This is a genomic window from Natronorubrum aibiense, assembly GCF_009392895.1.
Lineage (GTDB): Archaea > Halobacteriota > Halobacteria > Halobacteriales > Natrialbaceae > Natronorubrum > Natronorubrum aibiense.
In genome coordinates this window covers 2,461,695-2,484,795 of record NZ_CP045488.1, presented here as the reverse complement: position 1 = coordinate 2,484,795, position 23,101 = coordinate 2,461,695, and the positions used below count along the sequence as shown (strand labels likewise).

The 23,101-nt window shown below is 64.5% G+C and carries 20 protein-coding genes; 5 read left to right on the top strand and 15 right to left on the bottom strand.

Annotated elements, in window-relative coordinates:
- Positions 1–504: 504 nt before the first annotated feature.
- Complete coding sequence (locus GCU68_RS12225; RefSeq protein WP_152941986.1) at positions 505–1,785, top strand: Cdc6/Cdc18 family protein; 1,281 nt, start codon at positions 505–507, stop codon at positions 1,783–1,785.
- A 182-nt stretch (positions 1,786–1,967) separates the two neighbouring features.
- Here GCU68_RS12225 and gdhB read toward each other — a convergent pair whose 3' ends face one another.
- Positions 1,968–3,242: a glutamate dehydrogenase GdhB gene (gdhB, locus tag GCU68_RS12220; protein ID WP_152941984.1), complete on the bottom strand. Its 1,275-nt coding sequence runs from the start codon at positions 3,240–3,242 to the stop codon at positions 1,968–1,970.
- A gap of 201 nt (positions 3,243–3,443) precedes the next feature.
- On the opposite strand from gdhB, the gene GCU68_RS12215 reads away from it, so the two are divergent.
- Together GCU68_RS12215 and GCU68_RS12210 are read left to right on the top strand one after the other, a co-directional pair.
- Positions 3,444–4,844 (top strand): NAD-dependent succinate-semialdehyde dehydrogenase, encoded by a 1,401-nt coding sequence (locus GCU68_RS12215; protein WP_152941982.1) that lies wholly within the window; start codon positions 3,444–3,446, stop codon positions 4,842–4,844.
- A gap of 78 nt (positions 4,845–4,922) precedes the next feature.
- Positions 4,923–5,642, top strand: a complete 720-nt coding sequence (locus tag GCU68_RS12210) for a PH domain-containing protein (RefSeq protein WP_152941980.1) — start codon at positions 4,923–4,925, stop codon at positions 5,640–5,642.
- Positions 5,643–5,720: 78 nt separating this feature from the next.
- Here GCU68_RS12210 and GCU68_RS12205 read toward each other — a convergent pair whose 3' ends face one another.
- Positions 5,721–6,071, bottom strand: coding sequence for a DUF5658 family protein (locus GCU68_RS12205; protein WP_193565051.1), 351 nt, complete (start codon positions 6,069–6,071; stop codon positions 5,721–5,723).
- 847 nt (positions 6,072–6,918) lie between these two features.
- Here GCU68_RS12205 and GCU68_RS12200 point away from each other — a divergent pair.
- The gene (locus GCU68_RS12200) at positions 6,919–8,100 is read left to right on the top strand and encodes a hypothetical protein (protein WP_152943714.1); all 1,182 of its coding nucleotides are present in this window, start codon (positions 6,919–6,921) and stop codon (positions 8,098–8,100) included.
- A gap of 73 nt (positions 8,101–8,173) precedes the next feature.
- On the top strand, positions 8,174–8,410 hold the full coding sequence (locus GCU68_RS12195) for a hypothetical protein (RefSeq protein WP_152941976.1): 237 nt from the start codon (positions 8,174–8,176) through the stop codon (positions 8,408–8,410).
- Positions 8,411–8,517: 107 nt separating this feature from the next.
- Here GCU68_RS12195 and GCU68_RS12190 read toward each other — a convergent pair whose 3' ends face one another.
- From GCU68_RS12190 to GCU68_RS12130, 13 genes are all read right to left on the bottom strand, one after another.
- A complete protein-coding gene (locus tag GCU68_RS12190; RefSeq protein ID WP_152941975.1) occupies positions 8,518–9,906 on the bottom strand; it encodes an ADP-dependent glucokinase/phosphofructokinase in 1,389 nt (462 codons plus the stop codon).
- A 108-nt stretch (positions 9,907–10,014) separates the two neighbouring features.
- Positions 10,015–10,872: a class 1 fructose-bisphosphatase gene (locus tag GCU68_RS12185; protein WP_152941973.1), complete on the bottom strand. Its 858-nt coding sequence runs from the start codon at positions 10,870–10,872 to the stop codon at positions 10,015–10,017.
- Positions 10,869–11,657 (bottom strand): class I fructose-bisphosphate aldolase, encoded by a 789-nt coding sequence (locus GCU68_RS12180; RefSeq protein ID WP_152941971.1) that lies wholly within the window; start codon positions 11,655–11,657, stop codon positions 10,869–10,871. The genes GCU68_RS12185 and GCU68_RS12180 overlap by 4 nt, the downstream gene beginning before the upstream one ends.
- A 227-nt stretch (positions 11,658–11,884) precedes the next feature.
- Positions 11,885–12,652, bottom strand: a complete 768-nt coding sequence (locus GCU68_RS12175) for a hypothetical protein (protein WP_152941969.1) — start codon at positions 12,650–12,652, stop codon at positions 11,885–11,887.
- A 150-nt stretch (positions 12,653–12,802) separates the two neighbouring features.
- Complete coding sequence (locus tag GCU68_RS12170) at positions 12,803–13,948, bottom strand: XdhC family protein (protein WP_152941967.1); 1,146 nt, start codon at positions 13,946–13,948, stop codon at positions 12,803–12,805.
- The gene (locus GCU68_RS12165; protein WP_152941965.1) at positions 13,945–14,880 is read right to left on the bottom strand and encodes a Rossmann-like domain-containing protein; all 936 of its coding nucleotides are present in this window, start codon (positions 14,878–14,880) and stop codon (positions 13,945–13,947) included. The genes GCU68_RS12170 and GCU68_RS12165 overlap by 4 nt, the downstream gene beginning before the upstream one ends.
- Positions 14,877–16,322 (bottom strand): VWA domain-containing protein, encoded by a 1,446-nt coding sequence (locus tag GCU68_RS12160; RefSeq protein WP_152941963.1) that lies wholly within the window; start codon positions 16,320–16,322, stop codon positions 14,877–14,879. Before GCU68_RS12160 ends, GCU68_RS12165 begins: the two co-directional genes overlap by 4 nt.
- The gene (locus tag GCU68_RS12155) at positions 16,319–17,290 is read right to left on the bottom strand and encodes an AAA family ATPase (protein ID WP_152941962.1); all 972 of its coding nucleotides are present in this window, start codon (positions 17,288–17,290) and stop codon (positions 16,319–16,321) included. Before GCU68_RS12155 ends, GCU68_RS12160 begins: the two co-directional genes overlap by 4 nt.
- Positions 17,287–18,492 carry an XdhC family protein gene (locus GCU68_RS12150; RefSeq protein ID WP_152941961.1) on the bottom strand — a complete coding sequence of 402 codons (1,206 nt, stop codon included), beginning with the start codon at positions 18,490–18,492 and terminating at the stop codon, positions 17,287–17,289. Before GCU68_RS12150 ends, GCU68_RS12155 begins: the two co-directional genes overlap by 4 nt.
- Before the next feature lie 27 nt (positions 18,493–18,519).
- On the bottom strand, positions 18,520–21,003 hold the full coding sequence (locus GCU68_RS12145; protein WP_152941960.1) for an aerobic carbon-monoxide dehydrogenase large subunit: 2,484 nt from the start codon (positions 21,001–21,003) through the stop codon (positions 18,520–18,522).
- Positions 21,000–21,620: a (2Fe-2S)-binding protein gene (locus GCU68_RS12140; RefSeq protein ID WP_152941959.1), complete on the bottom strand. Its 621-nt coding sequence runs from the start codon at positions 21,618–21,620 to the stop codon at positions 21,000–21,002. The genes GCU68_RS12145 and GCU68_RS12140 overlap by 4 nt, the downstream gene beginning before the upstream one ends.
- Positions 21,617–22,504, bottom strand: a complete 888-nt coding sequence (locus GCU68_RS12135) for an FAD binding domain-containing protein (protein WP_152941958.1) — start codon at positions 22,502–22,504, stop codon at positions 21,617–21,619. The genes GCU68_RS12140 and GCU68_RS12135 overlap by 4 nt, the downstream gene beginning before the upstream one ends.
- Positions 22,501–23,094 carry a CoxG family protein gene (locus GCU68_RS12130; protein WP_152941957.1) on the bottom strand — a complete coding sequence of 198 codons (594 nt, stop codon included), beginning with the start codon at positions 23,092–23,094 and terminating at the stop codon, positions 22,501–22,503. Before GCU68_RS12130 ends, GCU68_RS12135 begins: the two co-directional genes overlap by 4 nt.
- Positions 23,095–23,101: the final 7 nt, after the last annotated feature.

Genomic DNA, 23,101 nt, shown 5'->3' with positions numbered 1-23,101 from the left:
ACAGCGATGGGAATTTTGCTGGGAGACTGTACTCGAGTGTTGTTATGATCGTTGGTAGCATACCCAAGAGGTTGTCAAGATATTCCTCTATCGTAAGATATAATCGTACTATACTAGCTAGGTAGGTGAACCTAGAAGAGAACTAATAGGAGAAACGATCGAGAGGAGGCACGAACGACGGTCTGTAGCCACGGTGGCTATCGTAACCACCGAACGTTACGATACACCGCATCTTGCACGTTCCACTGATCAGTCTACACCACGTTCGTCTATTTCACCAGTCGTCCCACACCACCCCCACCCTCGGACCCTCTTTCACTCTGAACGAGGGGTGTGGGGGGTACTGACCCACTCAGTGTCCCGTGTCCGGTACAGTCTGCATGCGGGGCAACCCTATTCGAAGCGAAGACGGGTGAAATACCCCGAATTAATACGTCTCCTCCGCTGTTATCAGTCTGAACTACCTTCCATAGTTTTATTATGTGTGTCTCCAAGAACGGAGACATGGCTGAACAGGCAGGGGACCCGCTTTTCCAATCTCACGATCCGATCTTCGATCGGAAAGAGCTCCTCCACGTGGGTCACGTTCCCGACGAAGACCGTATCGTCGGTCGGGACGACGAGATCCAGTCCGTCGCCGCCGAGGTTGGGGCGATCACGCGAGGCGATCCGCCGAACAACGTGATGATCTACGGCAAAACCGGTACCGGAAAGAGTCTCATCTCGAGACACGTCGCCACTCGAGCACAGACGGCCGCCCGAAGCAACGATATCGACTGTGGCGTGCTCTACATCGACTGCTCCGAAGCGAACACGGAAACGCGCGCGACGCGCCAGTTGGCGCTCAGTCTGAAGGACCAGACCGGCTATCAGGAGAACATCCCGCTGCGGGGCGTCGGAACGATGGAGTACTACCAGCACATCTGGGGGATCCTCGAGAACTTTTTCGACGCGATCATCGTCATCTTAGACGAGATCGACAAACTGGACAACAGCAACATTCTGATGCAACTCTCGCGGGCTCGCGAGGCTCAGAAGACGGACGCCTACATCGGCGTGATCGGCATCAGTAACAAGGTCAAGTATCGGGAGACGCTCGACGAACGCATCGACAGCAGCTTCGGGCACCGAGAGCTGTTCTTTCACCCGTACGACGCCTCACAGCTCCGGGAAATCATGCGAAATCGCGAAGACGCGTTTCAGCCCGAGGTCTTAGAGGACGGCACGATCGAACTCTGTGCGGCGCTGGCCGCCAAGAAACACGGCGACGCCCGCAAAGCGATCGAGATCCTGAAAGAAGCCGGCGAACTCGCCCGTCGAACTGGCTCGGAGACCGTCTCGGAGAGCCACATCCAGCAGGCTCAGGAGGTCGCCGAGATCAACCGCATCGAGGAACTCACCAGCGGGGCGACCGTCCACGCGAAACTCGCCCTCTACGCGCTGGCGAGTCGGATCATCACCGGCGACCGCGAGACCCACAAGACCCGAGAGATCTACGAGCGCTACGTCGGCATCTGTAACATGGTTACGACCGACCCCATCACCGAAAACGGCCTCTATCGCCAGCTCAAAGAGCAGGCCTTCCTCGGCGTGATCGAGTCTGAAAAGACCGGTGGCGGCCGCTCGCAGGGGAGTTACCTGCTCCATCGACTCGTTACCGATCCGAAACACATCATCAAAGCCGTTCGCCGGGACGACTCGCTCGAGGAGCTTCCGGCGTACGATCAGCTCGCGGACACGGGTGCCGCAGATAACCGCGACGCCGATCTGTCCTCGTTTTCCTGATCGCCTGCTCGTCACGGGCTGTTGTTGACGCTTCTGACGTTTCGTGACGACTGCGCCGATTCGGTTCGATCTCGGAGCCGACAGTGTATCCACTCGTGCGTTTCAGTCTGAACGAGGGGTGTGGGACGTCCCCTGCAAAAACGAGCGACGACGATCGGAGTCTCTACAGAGCGTGTGAGTGTCTATGGCCAGAGTCCGCGCACGTCGTGGGCCTCGGCGATCCGCGACAGCGCGACGATGTAGGTTGCATCGCGCCAGGTGACGTCGCGTGCGTCGTACTCCGTTCGAATAGCACTCCAGGCCTGCAGCATTTCGTCTTCGAGTTCTTGGTGGACGCGCTCGAGACTCCACTTGCGACGGTTGATGTCCTGGAGCCACTCGAAGTAGCTCACCGTCACCCCGCCGGCGTTGGCGACGATGTCGGGGATGACGGGCACGCCGCGCTCCTCGAAGATCTGGTCGGCCGTCGAGGTAGTCGGACCGTTCGCGCCTTCGACGATCAGATCGGCCTGCACGTCGCGTGCGTTCTCGCCGGTCAGGACGTTCCCGATGGCGGCTGGAATGAGCACGTCGACGTCGAGTTCCAGCAGTTCGTCGTTCGACAGCGTTTCGGGGGCGTCGTAACCCGAGACCATGCCCGGCGTCTCGTCGTGGTCTTCGACGTCGGTCGTGTCGAGGCCGTCGGGATCGTAGATTGCGCCGTCGATGTCCGAGACGGCGACGATGGAGGCTCCGAGGTCGTCGAGATAGCGGGCGGCGTTAGCGCCGACACTCCCGAATCCCTGCACGGCGACGGTGGTGTCTTCGACGTCCCAGTCGTAGTAGTCGATCGCTTCTCGCGTGATGATGCCGACGCTCCGGCCGGGTGCACGCTCGCGGCCGTACGAGCCGCCGATGACGGGCGGTTTGCCGGTGACGACGCCGGGTTCGGTCTCGCCTTGCTGCATCGAGTAGGCGTCCATGAACCACGCCATCTCCTGCGGGCCGGTTCCCATGTCTGGTGCAGGGATGTCTTTCATCGGGCCGATAACGGGGCGCAGTTCCTCTGCGAACCGACGAGTGAGTCGCTCGGTCTCGGTCTCGCTGAGGTCTTTCGGATCGACGACGACGCCGCCTTTCGCCCCGCCGAAGGGGAGGTCCATGACGGCACACTTCCAGGTCATCCACATCGAGAGGCCGACACATTCCTCCTCGGTCACACCGGGGTGGTAGCGAAGGCCGCCCTTGTACGGTCCGCGAACGCTGTCGTGGTGGGCGCGATAGCCCGTAAACATCTCTCGACTGCCGTCGTCGCGTTCGAGCGGGATCGTTACGCGGTAGACACTCGTCGGGTGTCGCAGCCGTTCGACGATCCCCTCGTCGACGTCGAGGTGAGTGGCTGCGCGCTCGAGTTGGCGACGGGCTGTTTCGACGGCACTCTCCTCTTCCGGTTCCGACGCAGGTTTAGACGTTGTCATAGTGTTGCCGTAGATCGCCCGAAGCGAGAGGGTCGTTCCCCTCTTTTGCTAGCCGCCCCCAGCGGCGACTCTCTCCGGGTACTGATAAAAACTGTTTCCCGGCGCAAAAGATAACCCTTGCTACTTCGTCGGAGTTCGTGCAATATTTGCACGGCACACGTGCCCCGCGGTTTCAAGCCGCTCGTCGTTGTCGACCGTTCCATGCCGATCGAAAGCACCAATCCGACCACCGGGACCGTCGTCGACACGTTCGAGAGCGACTCCGGGACCGACCGAGACGACCGACTTGAGCGGGCGAGCGACACCTTCGAGGGGTGGCGCGAGACGTCGATCGAACACCGACAACAGCTGTTGTCCGCTGCCGCAGACGTCCTGCGAGAGGGACGCGATGACTACGCGGAACTGATGAGCCGCGAGATGGGGAAACCGATCGGACAGGCCCGCGACGAGGTCGAGAAGTGTGCGTGGGTCTGTGACTACTACGCCGAACACGCTGCCGAGTTCCTCGCCGATGAGGTCGTCGCGGGTGAACCGAATGCCCGAACGCTGGTTACCTACCAGCCGCTGGGGCCGATCCTCGCGATCATGCCCTGGAACTTCCCGTTCTGGCAGGTGTTTCGCTTTGCCGCCCCGAACCTCGCTGCGGGCAACGTCGGTCTGTTGAAACACGCCTCGAACGTCCCCGGCTGTGCCCGAGCGATCGAGGCCGTCTTTCGGGAAGCAGGATTCCCGGCAGGTGCGTTCCAATCGCTGCTGATTGGCTCCGACGAGGTCGACGAGGTGATCGCGGACGACCGCATTGCCGGCGTCACCCTCACCGGCAGCGACGGCGCGGGTCGGTCGGTCGCCGAAACAGCCGGCAGCGAACTCAAAAAGACCGTCCTCGAACTCGGCGGGAGCGATCCGTTCGTCGTCCTCGAGGACGCGCCGATGGAACACACCGTCGAAACCGCGGTCCAGGCCCGCCTCATCAACTCCGGGCAGTCATGTATCGCGGCGAAACGATTCATCGTCGTCGACGACGTCTACGACGAGTTTCTCGATCGGTTCGTCGAGGCGATGGACGGTCAGGTCGTCGGCGACCCGATGGACGACGCGACCGACGTCGGCCCGCAGGCGCGTGCGGACCTGATGGACGACCTCCACGAACAGGTCGAGGCGACCCTCGAGGCGGGCGGAGAGTGCCGACTCGGTGGTGAGCCGATGGATCGTGAGGGAGCGTTCTATCCGCCGACGGTGCTCACGGACATCCCCGCCGACTCCCCCGCGGACAGCGAGGAACTGTTCGGCCCCGTGGCGTCGGTGTTTCGCGTCCCCGACGAGGCCGCCGCGATCGAACAAGCGAACGACACCCGTTTCGGACTCGGTGCGAGCGTCTGGACAGCGGATCTAGCGCGCGGCGAACGGGTTGCCCGGCAGTTCGAATCCGGACTTGCCTTCGTCAACGAACTCGTCAAATCCGATCCGCGTCTGCCCTTCGGCGGCGTCAAGGACTCGGGCTACGGCCGCGAACTCGCACGCGACGGCGTTCGCGAGTTCGTGAACGCGAAGACGATATGGGTCCAACGCGAGGCCGGCGAAGAAACGATACAGGTCGAGTGAGACGCGAGCACACGACTGGTGGCGTCTCGCACCCGTGCGAACGGCACGCTTTTCTCCTCGCTGTGTGACCTCGAGCATATGAGTGGACTGTCTCCCGACGGCGACCTCGACGGTGACCTCGAGTGGCTCTCACTGGATGCCGACGAGTCGATCCGCTGGGCCGGCAGCCCGGATCCGCGAACGATCGCACCGACGGCGTTGTTGCTCGCGTTGCCGGTACTCGCACTCGCCGTCGTCCCGTTCAACACGGTCGCCGGGTTGGCGCTTGCCGCCGTGCTCGCAGTCGTCACGGTCCCGATCGTCGGCTGGGCGGTCCTCTGGCTTCGGAGTACGAACTACGTCGTCACCACTACCGGCCTCTACGAGAAACACGGCGTCCTCTCTCGAGACGTCAAACGGATCGACCTCGAAAAGGTCCAGAATACCGCGTACAGACAGAGCGCACTCGGCACGCGCTTTGGCTACGGCCACGTCGAGGTGAGTTCCGCCGGCGGCGCAGGCGTGGAGATGCGGTTTCGGTCTGTTCCGGAGCCGCGAGCGGTCCAACAGCTTATCAGCAGTCACGTCTCACGCAGTCAGGAGGCTACCCGTCCCGAAACGGCCGACCCCGTCGAGCCGACCGACGAGATCCTCGTCGAACTCCGGGCGATCCGGGCGGCGCTCGAGAACGAGACTGCAGAGAAACGCACACGTACAGGGTCGACCTCGGAGACGGCAGCAGAGACGCCAGCGGACGACGTCACCCTCGAGCACGAGTCCACCGAGTCGCTCAAATCCGACGATTCCGTCGACACGTAGCGACCTCACAGAGCCGTTGATCGCACTCGCTGCTGTGGCCCGTCTCGGTCTCAGTTTGGCCACCAGCTGCGACTCGGATCAGATCGCCGTCGAGATCATATAGACGTTGATACAGGCAGCCACCGCCCACGGAATCGCAAGTCCCGCGGGAACGATCGACCGGTAGGCAGCAGGGAGCAACGGTCGACAGACGAGTCCGACGACGATCGCGATCCCCTTCAACGCGAGCATCCCAATCAGTCCGTGGTCCTCGATCGCGCTTTGGGCAACTGGGTTCGATTCGGCCAGCCCCAATCGAAGCCCGGCGAACGTCGTCACGATATCGCCCACCAGCGAGAGGGCGACGAGTCCCCACAACAGTCGCTCGAGAGCGGCCGGCGACATCTCCACCGGCAGTGCGACACGCAGCGACGCGCCGTCGGAACGCATACCCTCCCCGCCGGAGTCGAACCGGCCGTCTGCCACCCGTTGGGAGTCGAACGCACTCCATGGTTCCACCACTCGCGGTATTGTTATGGCAGGCGTAGCAACTCTCCCCACGGCATAACGCACCGGTAACAGTCGATTGCCGCGCGGTGTGACAATCACGACCGGGACGCTCGACAGCATCGATCACGAGGCGTCGCCGGCTGGTTTTCGACCGGTAGTGAGTGATAACCACAGAGACGGTGTCAGTAAGACGGGCAAAACTGACCACTGCTCGTCAGTATGACGAACAGCGGTTCAGCGGTTCGACCGTACGCGCCTGTGGAAACGCACCACGGCCGAGCGAATCGAGGTCGTTGAACGAAGAGAGAGAGACAGTTCGCGTCGCCCGATCGCCACTGATACGGTCGGCTTCGCCACGCGGCGAGTGAGGAGTCACCGTCGTGGGTCGATGCGAACTGATCGGGAGTGGGGCGCTGCCTCCGTGGTCACCATCACGGAGACGATCGTCGGTACGCGAGTCACTGCCACCAATGCTCGTGTTCAGCCGTCCAGCCATTATATCAGTCTATTTGTCACGTGCTGTCATGACCGTCGCAGCGGTCGCAAACACCACCCTCGGGTTCATACCATCGTCCGGGTCGTGAATTGACCGGCTGAGACCGGCTGCCGTCCGATACTCTGGGGCTCGATTGAAATAGACTACTGGTCACATGTTTCGCACAGCAGTTGCAGGCAGAACGTCTTTTGACACGTTTGGCGTACGTGATTGCCACCGATCGTCCTGTGTACGTGGACATTAGCTTAGATGGCATGGAGAGAGTACACGACTGAACACCTGTATCTCGGGATGGAACGCACACACACTGAGTCTCTCGTCTCCCGTCTCGTGACGATTCGCGACCGGGTTGAGGAGGGCATGGATCGTCGCGAGTTCGTCCGGACCCTCCTCACCGGTGGCTACGCGCTCGGTATCGCCCAGTTTCTCGGTGTCGACGACTTCCTCGCCGCCGACGACGGTGACGTCCCGATCGTCACCGCACTCGTCAGACCGGATCCCACCGATCCGTGGTCGCTCGAGGAACGGATCAAACACGTCCCAGCCGCGTGGTACGCCGCCGTCGAAAAAGCGTTCGAACTGAACGAACTGCTGGCCCAAACGGCGTTTACTGGCTATCTCGGGAGTGCCGTCGTTCCCGGATCGTACGACAGCAAGACGGCGTCCGTCTCCGTCGGGGTCTCTGGTGGCCTCGGTTCGTTCCGGGAGACGGTCGACGATCTCTTCGACGGCGTTTCACTCGACGTCGAGACGATCGTCGACATCGGCGATATCGACGACATTCAGGATGGACACGAGCGATTCAAACCGCGGCTCGTCGACTCCCTCTCGAGTGGCGACGTGCCGAGCGGCGTCGCCTGTGAAACGCCCGGCAGCATCGCCACGCTCGGCCCCGTCCTGTACGATCCCAACTCCAAACAGGAACTCTTCGTGACGGCCGAACACGCGTTTAACGGCGGTGCCAGTCCGAATGAGGATACGCTGTCGCTGCCGGTCGAAGGCGGTGACAGCGTCCAACTGGGCTCGGTCGAGCACGCTCATCCGGTCGAAGATGTCGCCACCGTCGCGCCCGAGAACCGATTCAGGCCCTCGACGGCGATCGAAACGCCCACGCCGACGCGCGTTCGCGGGCAGTTGACCCGGCTCGGACTCGCCGACCTCATCGCTCGAGACGAATCCCTCGAGAAAGTCGGTGCGGTGACCGGACACACCATCGGCAAGATACAGGGTGTCGATGCCGTTACCTGTTTCACTGACGAGCACTGTCGGCGCGGCCAGCTCCGCTGGGGCGGCGAGATGGATCTGACCGACGGCGACAGTGGGTCGGTGAGCTACTACCCTGATCCCGAGGGGGAAGACGGAGACGTGCTCATCGCGGGGTTCAACAACGCCCGCACGTGGTGGCCGGGACAGAGTTACGTCTGGGGCGTCGGCGCGTACAAACTCACCGAAGCATACGGCTACTACTTCTGACCGATGGACACGATGAACCACAACTGACACCGATGACTGTACACACACCACCGCTCCGACGACAGCGACGCTAATGGCTTCAGAACCGACTGACGGAACGGGCGGCGGGGCAGACCGCACGACGCCAGTGACGACCACCGCCGTTCGCCTCGTGGGTGACCTCCTCGCCGTCACTGGTTGGGTCGTCCTCCTGGCACTGTTCTTTCTCCAGAGTACGTGGCCGCGATGGGCGTTCTACGCGCTGTTGATCGGCGGCGTCGGACTCTACGTCACCGTCACCGCGGCGTGGCGGACCACGGGTCGGTCGTAATCCACCTCGAGTTCCCTGCAGCGAGCGTCGACCCTGCTCACTGCGTTGGTGGTCTACTCGAGTCCAGCTCGTTCCGGATCGACCGAACGGACTGCGTTCCGTGAGACCTACGTCGACGTCCCATCACGGTCGGTGGCGACAGCCAGTTCGAGTAGAAAACTCGAGGCCGACACGATGTCGCCGATCCCGACCGTGCCCGCCGGGTCGTCGACGACGCGGTTGGGGCAGGCGACGACCGTCGGCGTACAGAGCGTGCCGTCATCGACTGGTTCGTCGACGTACTCTGCTAGCCGTTCGATCGCCTCGCGACCCTGCGCCGACGGCCCGTACTCGAGTCCTGTCCTGAGGTCGGATGGCGCCGTAATCTCGCCCCGGGATGCTTTGGTCGCGGCGTTGATAGCGGCGAACTCGAGTCCCCGACGGACCGCGTCGGGTGGGAGATACGAGTCCAGCACGGCGAGGTGATACTCCATCGCGTGTAACCTGATGCACGCAACGCCGAGGTCCGCCCGGAGCGCGTCGAGCAGTCGGTAGTGAGCGAGTATCTCGGTTTCGTCGAACGGCGTCTCCGCCGTTGGTCCGTTTCCCCGACTGTCGAGACCCGCGTCGTCGGACAGGACGGCGAGTTCGCGGGTATCAACACCGATGACGTTCGCTTCCGGAAGGATCCACTCGTAGATGCTCGCTCTGAGGTCGTCGTCGTGGGCCGCGACGTACTCGATGTGCACGTCGACCGTACCGCCCGTCCGAAGGCGTCGAATCACTTCGCGTGCGTGTCGATGTGCGTCTTCGTAGCCTGCCTCGACGTGCTCGGGGGTGAGGTTGTGATAGCCCGCGAGCAGCGCCCCGTCGACGGCCTCTCCGACCTGATCGATCGCGTCGTCGAGGGTCCCGGCGTGTAAGTCGAACTCCGGCGGCCTCGAGGCGGCGATAAACCGGGTATCCTCGGTCGCCCGCACGCCGAAGAGTTCGTCCCCAGCCCTGAACTCGAACACCCAGTTGATTTTGGTTCGATCCGCGGGCTCGGCCTCGCACAGGGGGACGAACCGAATCTGCCCGTCCTCGACGATTGGGTACCGAACCGCATCGGGGTGGTCGAACTGCGAGCACTGTCGCTCCGACAATAGATACGTGTACGTGATCGGTGCCGCCCCCAGTGAGGCACAGAGATCGGTCATGATCCCCGTCTGTCCACCCAGCTGCTGGCGATCGGGGGACAACGATGACTCGAGCCTGTCGGCGAGCGCGTCCGTCATCGCGATTTCGTCGCCCTGTCCGGTCGCCATCGTGTGCGTGATCGCCGTCGCGAGGTCTCGCGTCGACGCCAGTGGACTCGGGGGCGACCGAACGCCGGGCTCGGATGGTCGCTCGAGGACAGGCCCCAGCCCGTCATCGACTCGGACGATCGCATCGACGTTCGCGTTGTAGGCGACGAACACCGGGAGGTCGGCAAGCGCTGCGATGTCGGCACGCAGCCGTGTGCGGGCGTCGTCCATGGTTGGGCTGTCTCCCAGTCCCAGCGTGTTAACACTGTGTGTGGGCTGGTCAGCAACGACGAAAACGAAAGTCGACCGACCGACGCTCGATCGGTCCGGAAAAACGATTTACTCGAGTGCGGCCTCGAGGCGGTCGATCAGGCTCGTATTGCCGACGTGGACCGGCACGCGCTGGTGGAGGTCGGTCGGTTCGACCTCGAGGATCGAGTGCTCGCCGTTCGAGGATCGACCGCCGGCGGCTTCGATGACGAAGGCGATCGGGTTCCCTTCGAACTGCAGGCGGAGTTTGCCTTCGGGGCTATCCTCGAGGGCGGGATAGGCGAAGATGCCGCCGTAGGTGAGGACCTGATTGACGTCGCCGATCATCGCGCCGCCGTAGCGGAGTTTGTGTTGGGGGTTCGATTCGATCTCGCGAACGTAGGCCTCGAAGTCGTCGGGCCAGTGGGGGACGCGACCGCCGAAGCCGTAGGTGACCGGATCGTCGGGGAGGGTGACGTCGTCCTCGACGACCGTGCGCTCGCCGCCGGTGAGTTCGTACTTCGTGACGTTCCCGTCACGGGCGTACACCATCGTCGTGATCGGGCCGTAGAGCACGTACCCAGCCGCAACGAGGGCGGCGCCGGGTGCAGGGAGCGGTTCGTCGTAGATGCCGAACACCGTCCCCATCGTGTTGTTCGATTTGAGGTTCGAGGAGCCATCGAGCGGATCGACCGCAACGCAGAGGCCGTCGTCGCTGCAGTCGATGATCTCTGCGCGCTCCTCGCTTGCGTACTGGGCGACGCCGTCGATCGACGACAGTCGTTCGGCGAGCAAGTCGTCGGCCCAGACGTCAGCCTCAGCTTGGGTCTCGCCGCTCGGGTTCTCCTCGTCGGCTTTCCCCCGTCGACCGACCAGTCCCTGTCGGATCTCGGTCGCCGAGCGGCTGATCGTCGCGACGACGGCCTCGACTGGGTCGGACACTGTCATTCCTCGAGTGCGGCGTCGGCGGTTTCGCCCTCGTAGATGACCTTCTCCAGCGCGTCGAGCAGCTGGGTCGGGTCCTCGCGCTGCCAGACGTTACGTCCGACGGCGAGTCCGCTCGCACCGGCGTCCATCACGGCTTCGACCGTCGAGAGGAACTCGTAGTCGGAGGTTTTCGAGCCGCCGCTCATGACGACTTTCATGTCTCCGGCGGATTTGACGGCGTGGGCCATCGCGTCCTTGCTGCCGGGATATTTGACCTTCGCGATGTCGGCACCGATCTCGAGGGCGATACGGGTCGCATAGGAGATGGTGCTCGGCTTGGTGTCGTTTTTGAGGCCCTGTCCGCGCGGGTACGACCACATGACCATCGGGAGGTCGTGTTCGCGGGCTTTCTCCTGAGCGTCGCGGAACTCCTCGAACATCTCGACTTCGTGATTAGATCCGCTGTAAACGGTAAAGCCGACCGCATCAGCGCCGAGTTCGGCGGCGTAGTCGACCGAGCAGTTGACCGGCGAGTCGGGCTCGCCCATCCAGAGGTTCGACGTGCCGTTGAGCTTGAGCAGGAGGTTGACGTCGTCCTCGTAGCTCGGGTAGTAGCCCTCGGCGACGCCTTTCTGGACGGCCATCGCGGTGACGGCGTCGTGGGTCGCCGTCTCGAAGACCGTCGACGGGTCGAGTTTCTCCGGGACGTCCTCGAAGTCGACCGGTCCGTGCTCTAACCCGTGGTCCATCGCGAGAATCAGTGACTTGCCGTCGCGAACGATCGGAGAGTCGTCGATCGGAATCATCTGTTAGTCGGTCCAACTGGCCGCTATAAATCTTTGATGGTCCGAGCTATCGAAATTACGTACAACTGTAGTTGTAAGTTGACGGTTGTGGTGGGATGGCGGCCATCAACTGCAGTCCGTACATATCTGCGCGAGCGCACGTGAGGTGGGTGGTTTCTCGAGAAGGCGTCGCTGTACGGACCTCGTACTAGCCACAACGAACCGGTGTCAGTCGACTCCGAGATGTGTCATGCGAGCAGTTCCCGTGCGTTGTGTCGCCACGTCCGAACGTGGACGACGTCGAGGTCGAGGACGCGGGCCACGTCGAAGGCGTTGATCGTCGCCAGTCGTTCCGCCGAGCAGATGCCGGCATCGGCCAACGCGTCGGCGTCGTCGGGGCCGACACCCGTCACCGCCGTCACCGGCGTCGGCTTCGGCCACGGTCGCTCTGTGGGCTTCTCTCGAGCAACGGCCGCGATGGGCGACTCGTCGTACTCGAAGGTCTGCCATCCCTCGTCGCCGCTTTTGGCGATCCACTCCCGTTCGGCCGCGCCGAGACCGCGAACCGCACTCGATCGCCGCTCGAGGTCGCCGTCCCCGTCGAACGACCAGGGAAGCGAGAACCGTCGTCGCAGCGACTCCGCGACGGCCTCGTCGACGCCAGCCTCCACGACCATCCGGTAGGAACACCGTTTCTCCTGAAGCGAGTCGAGATCGATGTCGGTCGCCTCGAGTTGTGCTCTTTCGTCGGTCTCGAGCGGTTCCCGTTCAGTACCCGCAGGCGTGTCGTCGTCTGACTCGTGTGGGTCGGTGGCATCTGCTGCCTCGAGCAGGTCTCCTTCGTCGAACGTGAGTTCGACGCCGGTTTCGGCGTCGGTTTCGACTGCCTCGAGGGCGATGTCGATGTCGATGCCGAGTCCGAGGTCGAGCGTCTCGCAGTCGGTCCCGTCGCTGGTTGTTTCAGTGTCGCTCCCCACCCCCGTTCCCGAGTCACCGGCGACGTCTTTCTTGCTCACGCGAGTCACCGAATCTGTCTTGATCTCACACTCATCGTTCTTGAAGGTTTCTGCCGCCGATTGACACTGAAACGGTCTGCTGTCCCGAGTTCTCGGGACACTCGCAGGTGCACCGGTACTGATCGATAGTCGTCCGTCTGAGACGGGGCGCTACTGCGGTGGCGAGTCGACGGTGACTCGGTCGTGAATGTGGCCCTCTCGAGTTCGCAGATGGCGCGGCGTTCGATCGTTCGAGACCGCGAGCACCTCGGCGACGATGCTGTGGGCGATCTGGTAGGGCGACCCCCCGCCGAGGTCGAGACCGATCGGGGTGTACAGCGATGACAGCGCATCCTCGTCGAACGTTCGGCCCTCGTCGTCAAACTCCGCGAGCATCTTCTCGAACCGGTCGTGCGGTCCCATCAGGCCGATATACGCGACCGACGAGTCCAGCAACTGCTCGACGGTCAGCCGGTCGTCGATGAAGTTGTGCGTCATCACGACCGCGTGGGTGCGCTCCTCGAGGTCGAGTTCGTCGGCGACGGCCGACGGCGAGGTCGTCACCGTCTCGTCAGCATCCGGGAACCGATCCTCGAGGTCGACACTTCCCCGAAAGCCGACGACAGTGACGTGGAAGTCGTTTTTCGCCGCCAGTTCGGTGACCGGCCCCACGTCGTGGCCGGAGCCGAAGACGACCAGCTCCGTCGGCGCGGCCAGCCCGTCGATGAACACCTCGAGGTCGTCGACCTCGATGGTGTCCGTTCGGCCACGCTCGGCGAGAACCGCCGCCGGATCGGCTAACGCGGCTGGCCACTCGTCTGCTGGCGTTCCTTCGGGCGTCGTCAGCCCTTCCCCAGCGGGATGGTAGTACGCGCGATCACCACGGGTCAGGGGGCCATCGCCGCCCTCGAGGACGGTGAGTACGGCCACGTTTCGACTGTCGGCAAACGCCTCGACGGCCGGGCGATACGTCTCGGTGAGCGGCTCGAGTAGGACGTCGATGATGCCGTTACAGCCGACGCCGAGCCCCCAGACGTCGTCTTCGTCGTCCATCAGATCGTACGTGATCAGCTCCGGTCGGCCGTCCTCGCGCACCGACTCGGCCGCCGCGAGCAGGTCGTCCTCGAGACAACCCGCTGTAATACTGCCGACGCCGTCGCCTGCTTCGTCGAGGAGCATCTTCGCCCCCGGCCGGCGGTAGGCGTTGCCCTCGACGTCGACGATCGTCGCGAGGACGTCCGCGCTGTCGTCGTCGAGTCGCTCGTGAACGCGCTGTAGCACCTCTGTTTCCGGGACGCTCCAGTTGCTTCGTGTCATCGGTCGGGTCTCTCGGATCGGTCGTCGTTCGGTTCGTCTGCAAACTGTTGGTCGGATCTAGCCAGCCGCAGGCCGCGGTCCGAACCGGTATGTGTGGGAATCACTGTGTATACCTTCTGTACGCCGGCCTCGTGTAACTCAGTTCCGCACGCGTCGGCGCGGATGGCCTCGCGAACGCGATCGGTATCGGTGACCGACGCGCCGGCGACGACGGTCACGCCGGCGGCAAACGCCGGCCCCGGGAGCATGGAGGCGGTCGCTCCGATCAAGACGACCGTTGCCGTCTCGGGTGCGGCCTCGAGGTATTGCTCGAGGCCGCCGTAGACGAGCGTCGAACCAGTTATGAAAACGACCTCGGCACCCGCCATTGCGGCGGCCGCGTCGGTCGGTCGATGGGTCGAGACAGTGACGTCGTCGGGCGTCGACACGTCGTCGACGGGCGTGCGTTCGACCACGCGCACGTCGACGTCGGCGAATTTCCGAAATGCGGGGCGAAAGAGCCCGACAGTCGCGATCGTGTCGACGCTCGAGTCGAGCAGCGCCATCGGGTCACCCGTCTGCCACTCGATGAACGGAGTCGACAGCGCGTTGACGGCCGCGACGCCGAGGGCGATCTCGAGCGTCGTGGCGTCCGACTTCGAGCCGGCGTCGCGATCCGGTACCGAATCGACGGGTGACTGTTCCGCCCACTCGAGCAGCGTCTCGAGGTCGATACCGGCCGTCGACGGCTCGTCTCCCGGCGGGCGGTGGGCGAGGCCGGCGGTCGGTTGCTCCTCGCGTCCCCGCGGTGTATTGTCGAGTTCGCCCTCCAAGCCAGCCAACTCGACCATGAGCGTCGATCGCCCGACCGTAATCTGCTCTACCGTCGCCCCGTCAGTGGCTCCGCGCTCGCGGAGTCGGTCGATGACAGTCGGGAGGACCGGAGCGCTCATTCGTGGTCCTCCTCGGCTGCGGCGGTGCTGTCGGCCGGCTGCTGGCGGCGTGGATCGTACTCGTAGCCGATCGGGCCGTCGAGCCCACGGCGCTCGAGTTGGCGGGCGATTTCGGCCAGATCCGTCGGCTCCGCGAAGCCGAAGAGGCCGTCGACGTACGGCAGACAGGTTTCCATCCCTCGCGTCCGCGGTTCGTAGGTCGACGCGACCGCGAGCGGATTGAGCCAGAGCACCGCCGCGGCCCGGCGGGCGAGCCACGTGATTTGCTCCTCGAGGACCGACTGCTCGCCGACGTCGAGGCCGTCGCTGATGACGACGACGACGGTTCGGCGGTCCACCGCGTCGCGGTGTCGTCGCCGGAGGGTTTCGAACGCGTCGCCGATCTGCGTGCCGCCACCCCACGAGATTTCGGCTTCGCGCAGCGCCCCAGCAGGGTCGCCGCCGGCGCGTTCGAACTGCTCGGTCGCGTCGACGAGGTCGGTATCGAACAGGAAGACCGAGCTCCGACGTGCGACGGTCTGGAGTCGTTCCGCGACGGCGAGGAGCGTGTCGCGGTCGACCGTATCCAGCACGGAGCCGCTGACGTCGATCAGCAGACAGCAGTGCAGCTCGCTCGGGACCCGTTCCCGGGTGGGCAGTTCCATCGCGGCACCTCCAGTACCGAGGCTCGCCCGCAGCGCCCGTCGTGCGTCGATCCGATCGCCGCTAGAGGCCTGTCGGGTTCGCCGACCGGGGATCGTCGCCAGCGCGTCCACGAACCGATCGATCGCGTCGCGGTCGGCATCCGTCAGCGATGCCGGCGTCGCCGCCACGCGCTCGCGCCCGCCAATGGCACTGTACCGGCGGACGGCGTCCCCATCGCCGTCACCGTCGTCGACCGGCCGCTCGCCCGTGGCGTGGCGTCGACCGGTCTTCAGTCGAATCTCGGCGCGTTCCGAGTCGTCTCCGTCGCCGTCCTTGAGCGACGGCGGCTCCGTCTCTGACAGCAGTTCGGACGCCTCCCCCTCGAGTGCGACGGTGCCGGACGGCTCCGGCTCGTCGTCGTTCAGTGTGCCCGTCCCCTCGTGGGTCGCGATTCGATCGAGCCCGGTTCGGAGCCGGTGCCAGAACGTCGGAAACTCCTCGTCGAACGCCTCCTGCTCGCCCACCTCCGAGAGCAGCGTCGCCCGCAGCGCGTCCGCGACTGGCTCTCGGTCGGCGAATCCGACCACGGCGAGCGCTCGTGCGCCCTCGAGTGTCCCCGTCGCCGGCACGTCGACGCCCGCCCGCCGCAGGTCGTCGGTGAACCGCACGAGTTCCGTCAGAACGTGCGTACGTGCGGCCTCGAAATCGGGAACGGTGTGGAGTCCCGCCGGCCGGTCGAGCCCCTCCCGTCCGCCGTCCGTGACGCTGGGGCGGTCCGATCCGGCGGCGTCCTCGGGCGGGTCCTGCTGTGAAGTCATGTCTCGGCGGGCTCGAGTCGATCGTCGGCCGCGGCTGCGGCCGCCTGCAACTGTTCGAGCAACGCGGTGTCGACGCGGGTGACGTCTTCGACTTCTTTGAGCAGACAGCCGATCGTCCGTTCGATCTCGGCGGTCGACAGCGGCTCGTCGTCGCCGTCGGCCCGTAGCGTTGCCACCGCCCGCGCCCAGTCGAGCGTCTCGGCGACGCCCGGCCGTTTGAGGAACGACTCCTCACGGAGGCGTTCGACGACGGCACAGACCTCGGCCACGATGGCTGCATCGAGTTCGGGAACCTTGCGGGAGACGATTTCGTACTCCGTCTCGAACGAGGGCGGTTCGACGTGGAGGTACAGACAGCGCCGCTTGAGTGCGTCACTGAGCCCGCGCGTGCGGTTCGACGTGAGGATGACGACCGGCGGGTTCTCGGCGCGGACGGTCCCCAGTTCCGGGATCGACACCTGATACTCCGAGAGCAGTTCGAGCAAGAACGCCTCGAACGCTTCGTCGGCGCGGTCGATCTCGTCGATCAACAAAACCGGTGAGCGATCGTCGTCGGTCGTCAGCGCCCGCAACAGCGGCCGCTCGAGTAAGTACTCGTCGTCGAAGACGGAGCGAGTCGCGTCGCTGTCCTCCGCGCCAGCGTCGCCAGTCACCGTGCCCTCGTTCGACTGCACGGCGAGCAGCTGTTTCGTGTAGTTCCACTCGTAGAGGGCGTTCTCGGCGGTCAGCCCCTCGTAACACTGGAGTCTGATGAGTTCAGTGTCGAACCCGTCGGCGAGCACCTTCCCCAGTTCGGTTTTCCCGCTGCCGGGCGCACCCTCGATGAGCAGCGGCCGGCCGAGCTGTAACGCGAGCTGGACGGTGGTTACCACGCGGTCGTCCGCGACGTAGTGTTGGGCCTCGAAGCGCTCGCGCAGCGTCTCTTCGTCGACCGAGTCGAACGGCGCGCCCGGCTTCTCCCCGGTCATGCTGAACTCATCTGTTCGTGTTCGATTCCCTCGAGATACTCGTCGGGGTCGGTTCGGAAGGCGTCGGCACAGCCGTGACAGCAGAAGTAGTAGGTCGTTCCTTGGTGGGTGACATGCGGTGCCTCGTCCGGATCGACCGTCATCTCGCAGACGGGATCGATCGCTGCCGCTGTTTCGTCGGCTGCCGTCGCCTCGTCCTCGCTTTCCCCGGAACAACACGACGTCGTCGCTGTCGCGTCGTCGCTCGAGTCGTCGTGCTCCGTGTCCGATTCGTCTGCTGTGCCTGCCGTCTCGATTCCCTGACTCCCCACGGCAGCCGCGACGCCCGCACTCGAGGCCGTCGCAGCGCCGGTGGTCGCTCGCACGGCGACCAGTTCGGCGAGCAGGCTCGTCGCGATCTCCGGCGCAGTCGACGCCGAGATGTCGATCCCCGCCGGGCTCGTGATCACGTCCCGAACGGCCGCCGGCTCACACTCGAGGAGCCCGGCGGCCCGGTCGGCGATCTCTGCGGCCCGCGTCTCGCTCGCGACGAGACCGATGTACGGGGCCTCGGCGATGACGCCGGCGGCGACGCCACGGGCATCGTACTCGCCCATCGAGGCGACGACGACGAACGGGCCACGGCCGCCCGCCGCGGCGATTTCTTCGGGCTCGAGCGTCGGCAGGACTGTCGTGTCTGCCGGCAACTCGGCTGCGTTCTCCTCGACCTCGGGATCGACGAGCGTTACGTCGACGTCGAGTTCGGTTGCTAATCGGACCAGTGAGTGGGCGATCGGCGACCCACCGACGACGAGCAGCCTTCGCGCCGGGAGCACCGGCTCGATGAACACCTCGAGGGTGCCCTGGCTATGACACTGCATCGGGAACGCCTCGAGGCCGGGCCTGTCGATCGCGTCTGGGTCGGGCGCGATGCCGATCAGCCGCGGCTCGCCGTCGGCGATCGCGGCCTGGGCCTCGTCAGTCACGCGCGACTGCGCACAGGAGACGCCGCCGATCCAGCCGTCGAGGTCGCCGTCGGCCGTCACGAGCGCCCGATCGCCGACGGTGGCCGACACCGGCGGCTCGCGCCTGACGACGGTCGCCCTGGCGTACGGTTCCTCGCGCGCCTGCAGCGCGCGCTCTCGAGCCCTGCGCGCGCCGTCAGTTGCCGCGGCGTCGCCGGGGGGGTCGTCGTCGGCGTCGGGTGGTGTGTCTCGTGTCATCTCGGGAGATGGTCGTCGATCACGGGCTCAGTCGTCTGCCGTGCCGTCGCTCGATTGGCCCTCGAACTCGAGGGAGACGTAGTCGGCGGGGTCGGTCGCGAGCCCCGCTTCGTCGAGTTTCTCCCAGACGGTGTCGGGCGTCATCGGCATCTCGACGTGCGTGATGCCGGCGTGGCTCATCGCGTCGACGACGGCGTTGACGATCGCCGGCGGCGACCCGACCGTCGGCGACTCGCCGACCCCTTTCGCACCGATCGGATGGTGGGGCGACGGCGTCACGGTGTGGCCCGTCTCGAAGTTCGGGATCTCCATCGACGTCGGCAGCAGGTAGTTCATGAAGTCACCGCCGGTGACGTTGCCGTTGTCGTCGAAGGTGACGTGCTCTAACATCGCCGTCCCGATCCCCTGAGCGAGTCCGCCGTGGATCTGGCCTTCGATGATCATCGGGTTGATGCGGTTGCCACAGTCGTCGACAGCGACGAACTTCTCGAATTCGACCTCGCCGGTCTCGCGGTCGACTTCCACGACGACAATGTAGGAGCCGAACGGATACGTCATTTCCGGTGGGTCGTAGTAGTTGACCGCCTCGAGGCCCGGCTCTTCGCTCGAGGGATGGTTCATGTACGCGCCCGCGGCGATCTCGGTGATCGAGATCGACCGATCCGGTGCGCCGGCGACGTGGAACTCGCCGCTCTCACGGTCCCAGGTGATGTCTTCTTTGGCGGCCTCGAGTTCGTTCGCGGCGATGGCTTTGGCCTTCTCGCGGACCTTGCGTGAGGCGACGGCAGCCGCCGCGCCGGCGACGGGCGTACTTCGGGAGCCGTAGGTCCCGAGGCCGTACGGATCGGTGTCGGTGTCGCCGTGTTCGACGGTGATATCCTCGACGTCCATGCCGAGTTCCTCGGCGACGATCTGGGCGAACGTGGTCTCGTGGCCCTGTCCCTGCGTCTGGACGCCGACCCGAACCGTCGCGTTGCCGGTCGGATGGACCCGGATCTCGGCGGAGTCGAACATCTCGACGCCCGCGATGTCACAGGTCTTGCCGGGGCCAGCGCCGACGACTTCGGTGAACGAGGAGATGCCGATGCCGAGCAGTGTGTCGGCGTCCTCGTCGATCCGGCGCTGTTGTTCCTCGCGGTAGTGGTCGTAGTCGGCCATCTCGAGGGCCTTGTCCAGTGCCCCCTCGTAGTCACCCGAGTCGTAGTTCCACCCAGTCGGACTCTCGTAGGGGAACTGCTCGGGCTGGATGAAATTCTTCCGGCGGATCTCGACGGGGTCCATCCCGAGTTCGTCCGCGAGGACTTTCACCATCCGCTCGATGAGGTAGACGGCTTCCGTGACGCGGAACGAACACCGGTAGGCGACGCCGCCCGGCGCGGTGTTGGTGTAGGCCGCAGTCAACGAGCCGTAGGCCGTGTCGATATCGTACGACCCCGTGAAGATGTTGAAGAACCCGGCGGGGAACTTCGACGGCTGGGCGACGGCGTTGTACGCGCCGTGGTCTGCGAGCACGTCGGTTCGAACCGCCAGAATCTCGCCGTCGTCGGTCGCGGCTAGTTCGCCCGTCATGTCGTAGTCGCGGGCGAAGCCGGTCGACTGGATGTTCTCCGAGCGTTCTTCGACCCACTTCACCGGCTGCTCTAGAACGTACGACGCTGCGGCGGCAACGACGTAGCCGGGATAGATCGGCACCTTGTTGCCGAAGCCACCTCCAACGTCCGGGCTGACGATCCGGATCTTGTGTTCCGGAATGCCCGAGACCTGCGCGAACAGGGTTCGGTGGATGTGGGGTGCCTGCGAGGTCATGTGGACGGTCAGTTTGTCCTTGCCGGGATCGTAGTCGCCGACGGCACCGCAGGTCTCGATCGGGGCCGGGTGCAAGCGCTGGTAGAGCATCTGCTCTTTAACCGTCACGTCCGCGTTCTCGAAGGCCTCGGCGGTGGCCTCCTCGTCGCCCGTTTCCCAGTCGAGACAGTGGTTGTCCTCTTGACCCTCGATGTCGTCTCTGATCAGCGGCGCGTCGTCCTCGAGTGACTTCTCGGCGTCGACGACCGGCTCGAGCACGTCGTAGTCGACGACAACTTTCTGTGCGCCGTCTTTGGCCGTGTACCGATCGGTCGCGATGACGGCGGCGACCTCCTGAGACTGGAACTTGACTTTGTCGTTGACCAGCACGTCCTGCGTGTCGGCCATCAGCGTCGGCATCGTCGCGAGATCGTACTCGCGCAAGTCGTCCGCGGTGAGGACGGCGACGACGCCGTCGACGTCCAGCGCCCGCGATTTGTCGATGTTCTCGATGCGGGCGTGGGCGTGCGGACTGCGAACGATCTCGCAGTGAAGCATGTCCGGCTTCTTGATGTCGTCGACGTAGTTGCCACGCCCCGTGATGAAGCGCTGGTCTTCCTTTCGTTTGACTTCTTCCCCCATCCCGCCGCGGCCGTGGCCGCAGTGTTTTTCGGGCTGGGGGCCGCCGTCTTCTGCCTCCGCGAACCGCTCTGAATCACTGCTCATCTGTGTTCACCGCCTTCGGTGGCGTCGTGGTCGCGATCGGTCGACGGGCCGCCACAGCAGTTCTCGACGCCGCAGTCGAACTCGCCGTCGAACGCCGACGCAGCGGTCGTGCCGCCGTCGGCAGCCGCGACCTCCTCGAGTTCCTCCGCGGCGTACTCGATCGAGCGCACGATGTTCTGGTAGCCGGTACACCGACAGAGGTTGCCGCTGATCGCCTCGCGGATCTCCGCCTCGCTCGGGTCCGGGTTCTCGTCGAGCAACGCCTTCCCGGACATCAGCATGCCGGGCGTACAGTAGCCACACTGCAGACCGTGTTCCTCGCGGAAGCCTTCCTGCAGCGGATGCAGGTCGCCCCGCGCTTCGGGAAGTTCCTCCATGCCCTCGACGGTCATGAGTTCGCTCCCGTCGGCTTGCGTCGCGAACATGAGACAGGATTTGATCGGCTCGCCGTCTTTGAGGACCGTACAGGCCCCGCAGTTGCCGGTATCACAGCCGATGTGCGTGCCGGTCATGTCCAGTTCCTCCCTGATCGCGTGAACCAGCAGCTGGCGCGGTTCGACGTCGATCGTGTGTTCAGTACCGTTGACCGTCAGCGTGATCTCTCGTGTGTTCGTCACTGTGATACCCTCCGTTTGACCAGCCCGGCACGTTCGGCGGCGTCGCCGAGTGCGCGCTGCGTGAGGACATTTACCATTCGTTCCTTGTAGCTCGCGTCACCGTGTTCGTCGGACTCGGGATTTGACTGTTCGGCTGCCAACTCGCCGGCACGTTTGAACAGGTCACTGCTCGGCCGTTCGCCCTCGAGGTGCTCCTCGGCGTCAGTCGCCCGGACGTTCGTGATGTCGACGGCGGTGAGGCCGATCCCCGCCTGCTCGATCCGTCCCTCGTCATCGAGGACGAGCCGTGCAGCCGAGCCAGCCATCGCGTAGTCGCCCACCTTCCGTTTCAGTTTGTGGTAGGCGCTGCCCTCTCGAGGCGCGGGCGTCGGCACCCGAAGCTCGGTGAGAAGTTCGTTCTCGTCGAGAGTCGTATCGTACGGCAGCAAGAAGAACTCGTCAGCCGGAATGACTCGCTCGCCGTCGGGTCCCTGTGCGACGACCTCGCCCTCGTGGGCGAGTAAGACGCTGCCCCAGTCGCCTTTCGGGTCCGCCTGTGCGACGGAGCCCGCGACTGTCCCACGATTTCGGATCTGTGGGTCCGCGACCAGCGGTGCCGTATCGGCGAAGCTCCCGTAGCGCTCGGCGATCAGTTCGGAGTGCTCGACGTCGGCGTGGCGTGCGAGCGCGCCGATTTTGAGCCAGCCGTCGTCCTCCTCGAGGTAGTCGAGGCTCTCGATCCGGTTGATGTCGATGACGGTCTCCGGTACCGCGAGCCGGAACCGCAGCATCGGGACCATACTCTGTCCGCCGGAGAGGATCGCACGGTTGTCGAGACTCTCGAGTAGACTCACGGCCTCTTCGACGGTCTTGGGTTCGTGCTGTTCGAACTGTGCTGGTTTCATAACATCCCGCGGATCCGATCCGTGATGCTCGAATCCGTCTCTTCGACGTCTGACATCTGTTGTTCGATGTTACTGAAGAAGTTGCCGACGATCTTGTTCGCGACGGGCTTGATCACGCGCGAGCCGAGCTGGGCGATCCGGCCCGAGATATCGGCCTCGGTCCACCACTCGATGCGTGACCCTTCGCCATCCTCGAGTGGGTGAATCTGCATCCCCGACTCCATGCTGAAGCTGCTCCCGCTTGCGGTCCCGCTCCCGGTCGCAGTCATGATAAAGTCGTCGTGGTCGCGTTCGTCGATCGTCACCGAGGTCTCGAATCGCGGCTTGACGCTGCCGACACCGACTTGCATCAGCGCCGCGTACTCCTGCCCTTCTTTGAACGCGCGCTCGGCGACGTCCTCCGGATCAGCTTCGGGTAGCGTCTCGACGTCCTCCTCGGGTTCGTAGTCGTCGAAGCTGAAGTCGTCGTCCATCGGCGTGATGTACTGACAGCCTTTCAGCGCGTTTCGTACCGCGATCGGGTCCGAAAGGACGATCCACGCCTTCTCCGGGGGGACGTCCTCGAGTTCGAATTTGCCGTCGAACTCCACTAGGACC

What these genes read in the sequence shown, in the direction of transcription:
- GCU68_RS12215 (WP_152941982.1), top strand. Translation starts at nt 3,444, where the DNA reads ATGCCGATCGAAAGCACCAATCCGACCACCGGGACCGTCGTCGACACG.
- GCU68_RS12185 (WP_152941973.1), bottom strand. Translation starts at nt 10,872, where the DNA reads ATGACAGTGTCCGACCCAGTCGAGGCCGTCGTCGCGACGATCAGCCGC.
- GCU68_RS12155 (WP_152941962.1), bottom strand. Translation starts at nt 17,290, where the DNA reads ATGACCGGGGAGAAGCCGGGCGCGCCGTTCGACTCGGTCGACGAAGAG.
- GCU68_RS12135 (WP_152941958.1), bottom strand. Translation starts at nt 22,504, where the DNA reads ATGAAACCAGCACAGTTCGAACAGCACGAACCCAAGACCGTCGAAGAG.
- GCU68_RS12150 (WP_152941961.1), bottom strand. Translation starts at nt 18,492, where the DNA reads ATGACACGAGACACACCACCCGACGCCGACGACGACCCCCCCGGCGAC.
- GCU68_RS12165 (WP_152941965.1), bottom strand. Translation starts at nt 14,880, where the DNA reads ATGAGCGCTCCGGTCCTCCCGACTGTCATCGACCGACTCCGCGAGCGC.
- GCU68_RS12210 (WP_152941980.1), top strand. Translation starts at nt 4,923, where the DNA reads ATGAGTGGACTGTCTCCCGACGGCGACCTCGACGGTGACCTCGAGTGG.
- GCU68_RS12170 (WP_152941967.1), bottom strand. Translation starts at nt 13,948, where the DNA reads ATGACACGAAGCAACTGGAGCGTCCCGGAAACAGAGGTGCTACAGCGC.
- gdhB (WP_152941984.1), bottom strand. Translation starts at nt 3,242, where the DNA reads ATGACAACGTCTAAACCTGCGTCGGAACCGGAAGAGGAGAGTGCCGTC.
- GCU68_RS12180 (WP_152941971.1), bottom strand. Translation starts at nt 11,657, where the DNA reads ATGATTCCGATCGACGACTCTCCGATCGTTCGCGACGGCAAGTCACTG.
- GCU68_RS12160 (WP_152941963.1), bottom strand. Translation starts at nt 16,322, where the DNA reads ATGACTTCACAGCAGGACCCGCCCGAGGACGCCGCCGGATCGGACCGC.
- GCU68_RS12200 (WP_152943714.1), top strand. Translation starts at nt 6,919, where the DNA reads ATGGAACGCACACACACTGAGTCTCTCGTCTCCCGTCTCGTGACGATT.
- GCU68_RS12145 (WP_152941960.1), bottom strand. Translation starts at nt 21,003, where the DNA reads ATGAGCAGTGATTCAGAGCGGTTCGCGGAGGCAGAAGACGGCGGCCCC.
- GCU68_RS12205 (WP_193565051.1), bottom strand. Translation starts at nt 6,071, where the DNA reads ATGCGTTCCGACGGCGCGTCGCTGCGTGTCGCACTGCCGGTGGAGATG.
- GCU68_RS12195 (WP_152941976.1), top strand. Translation starts at nt 8,174, where the DNA reads ATGGCTTCAGAACCGACTGACGGAACGGGCGGCGGGGCAGACCGCACG.
- GCU68_RS12225 (WP_152941986.1), top strand. Translation starts at nt 505, where the DNA reads ATGGCTGAACAGGCAGGGGACCCGCTTTTCCAATCTCACGATCCGATC.
- GCU68_RS12190 (WP_152941975.1), bottom strand. Translation starts at nt 9,906, where the DNA reads ATGGACGACGCCCGCACACGGCTGCGTGCCGACATCGCAGCGCTTGCC.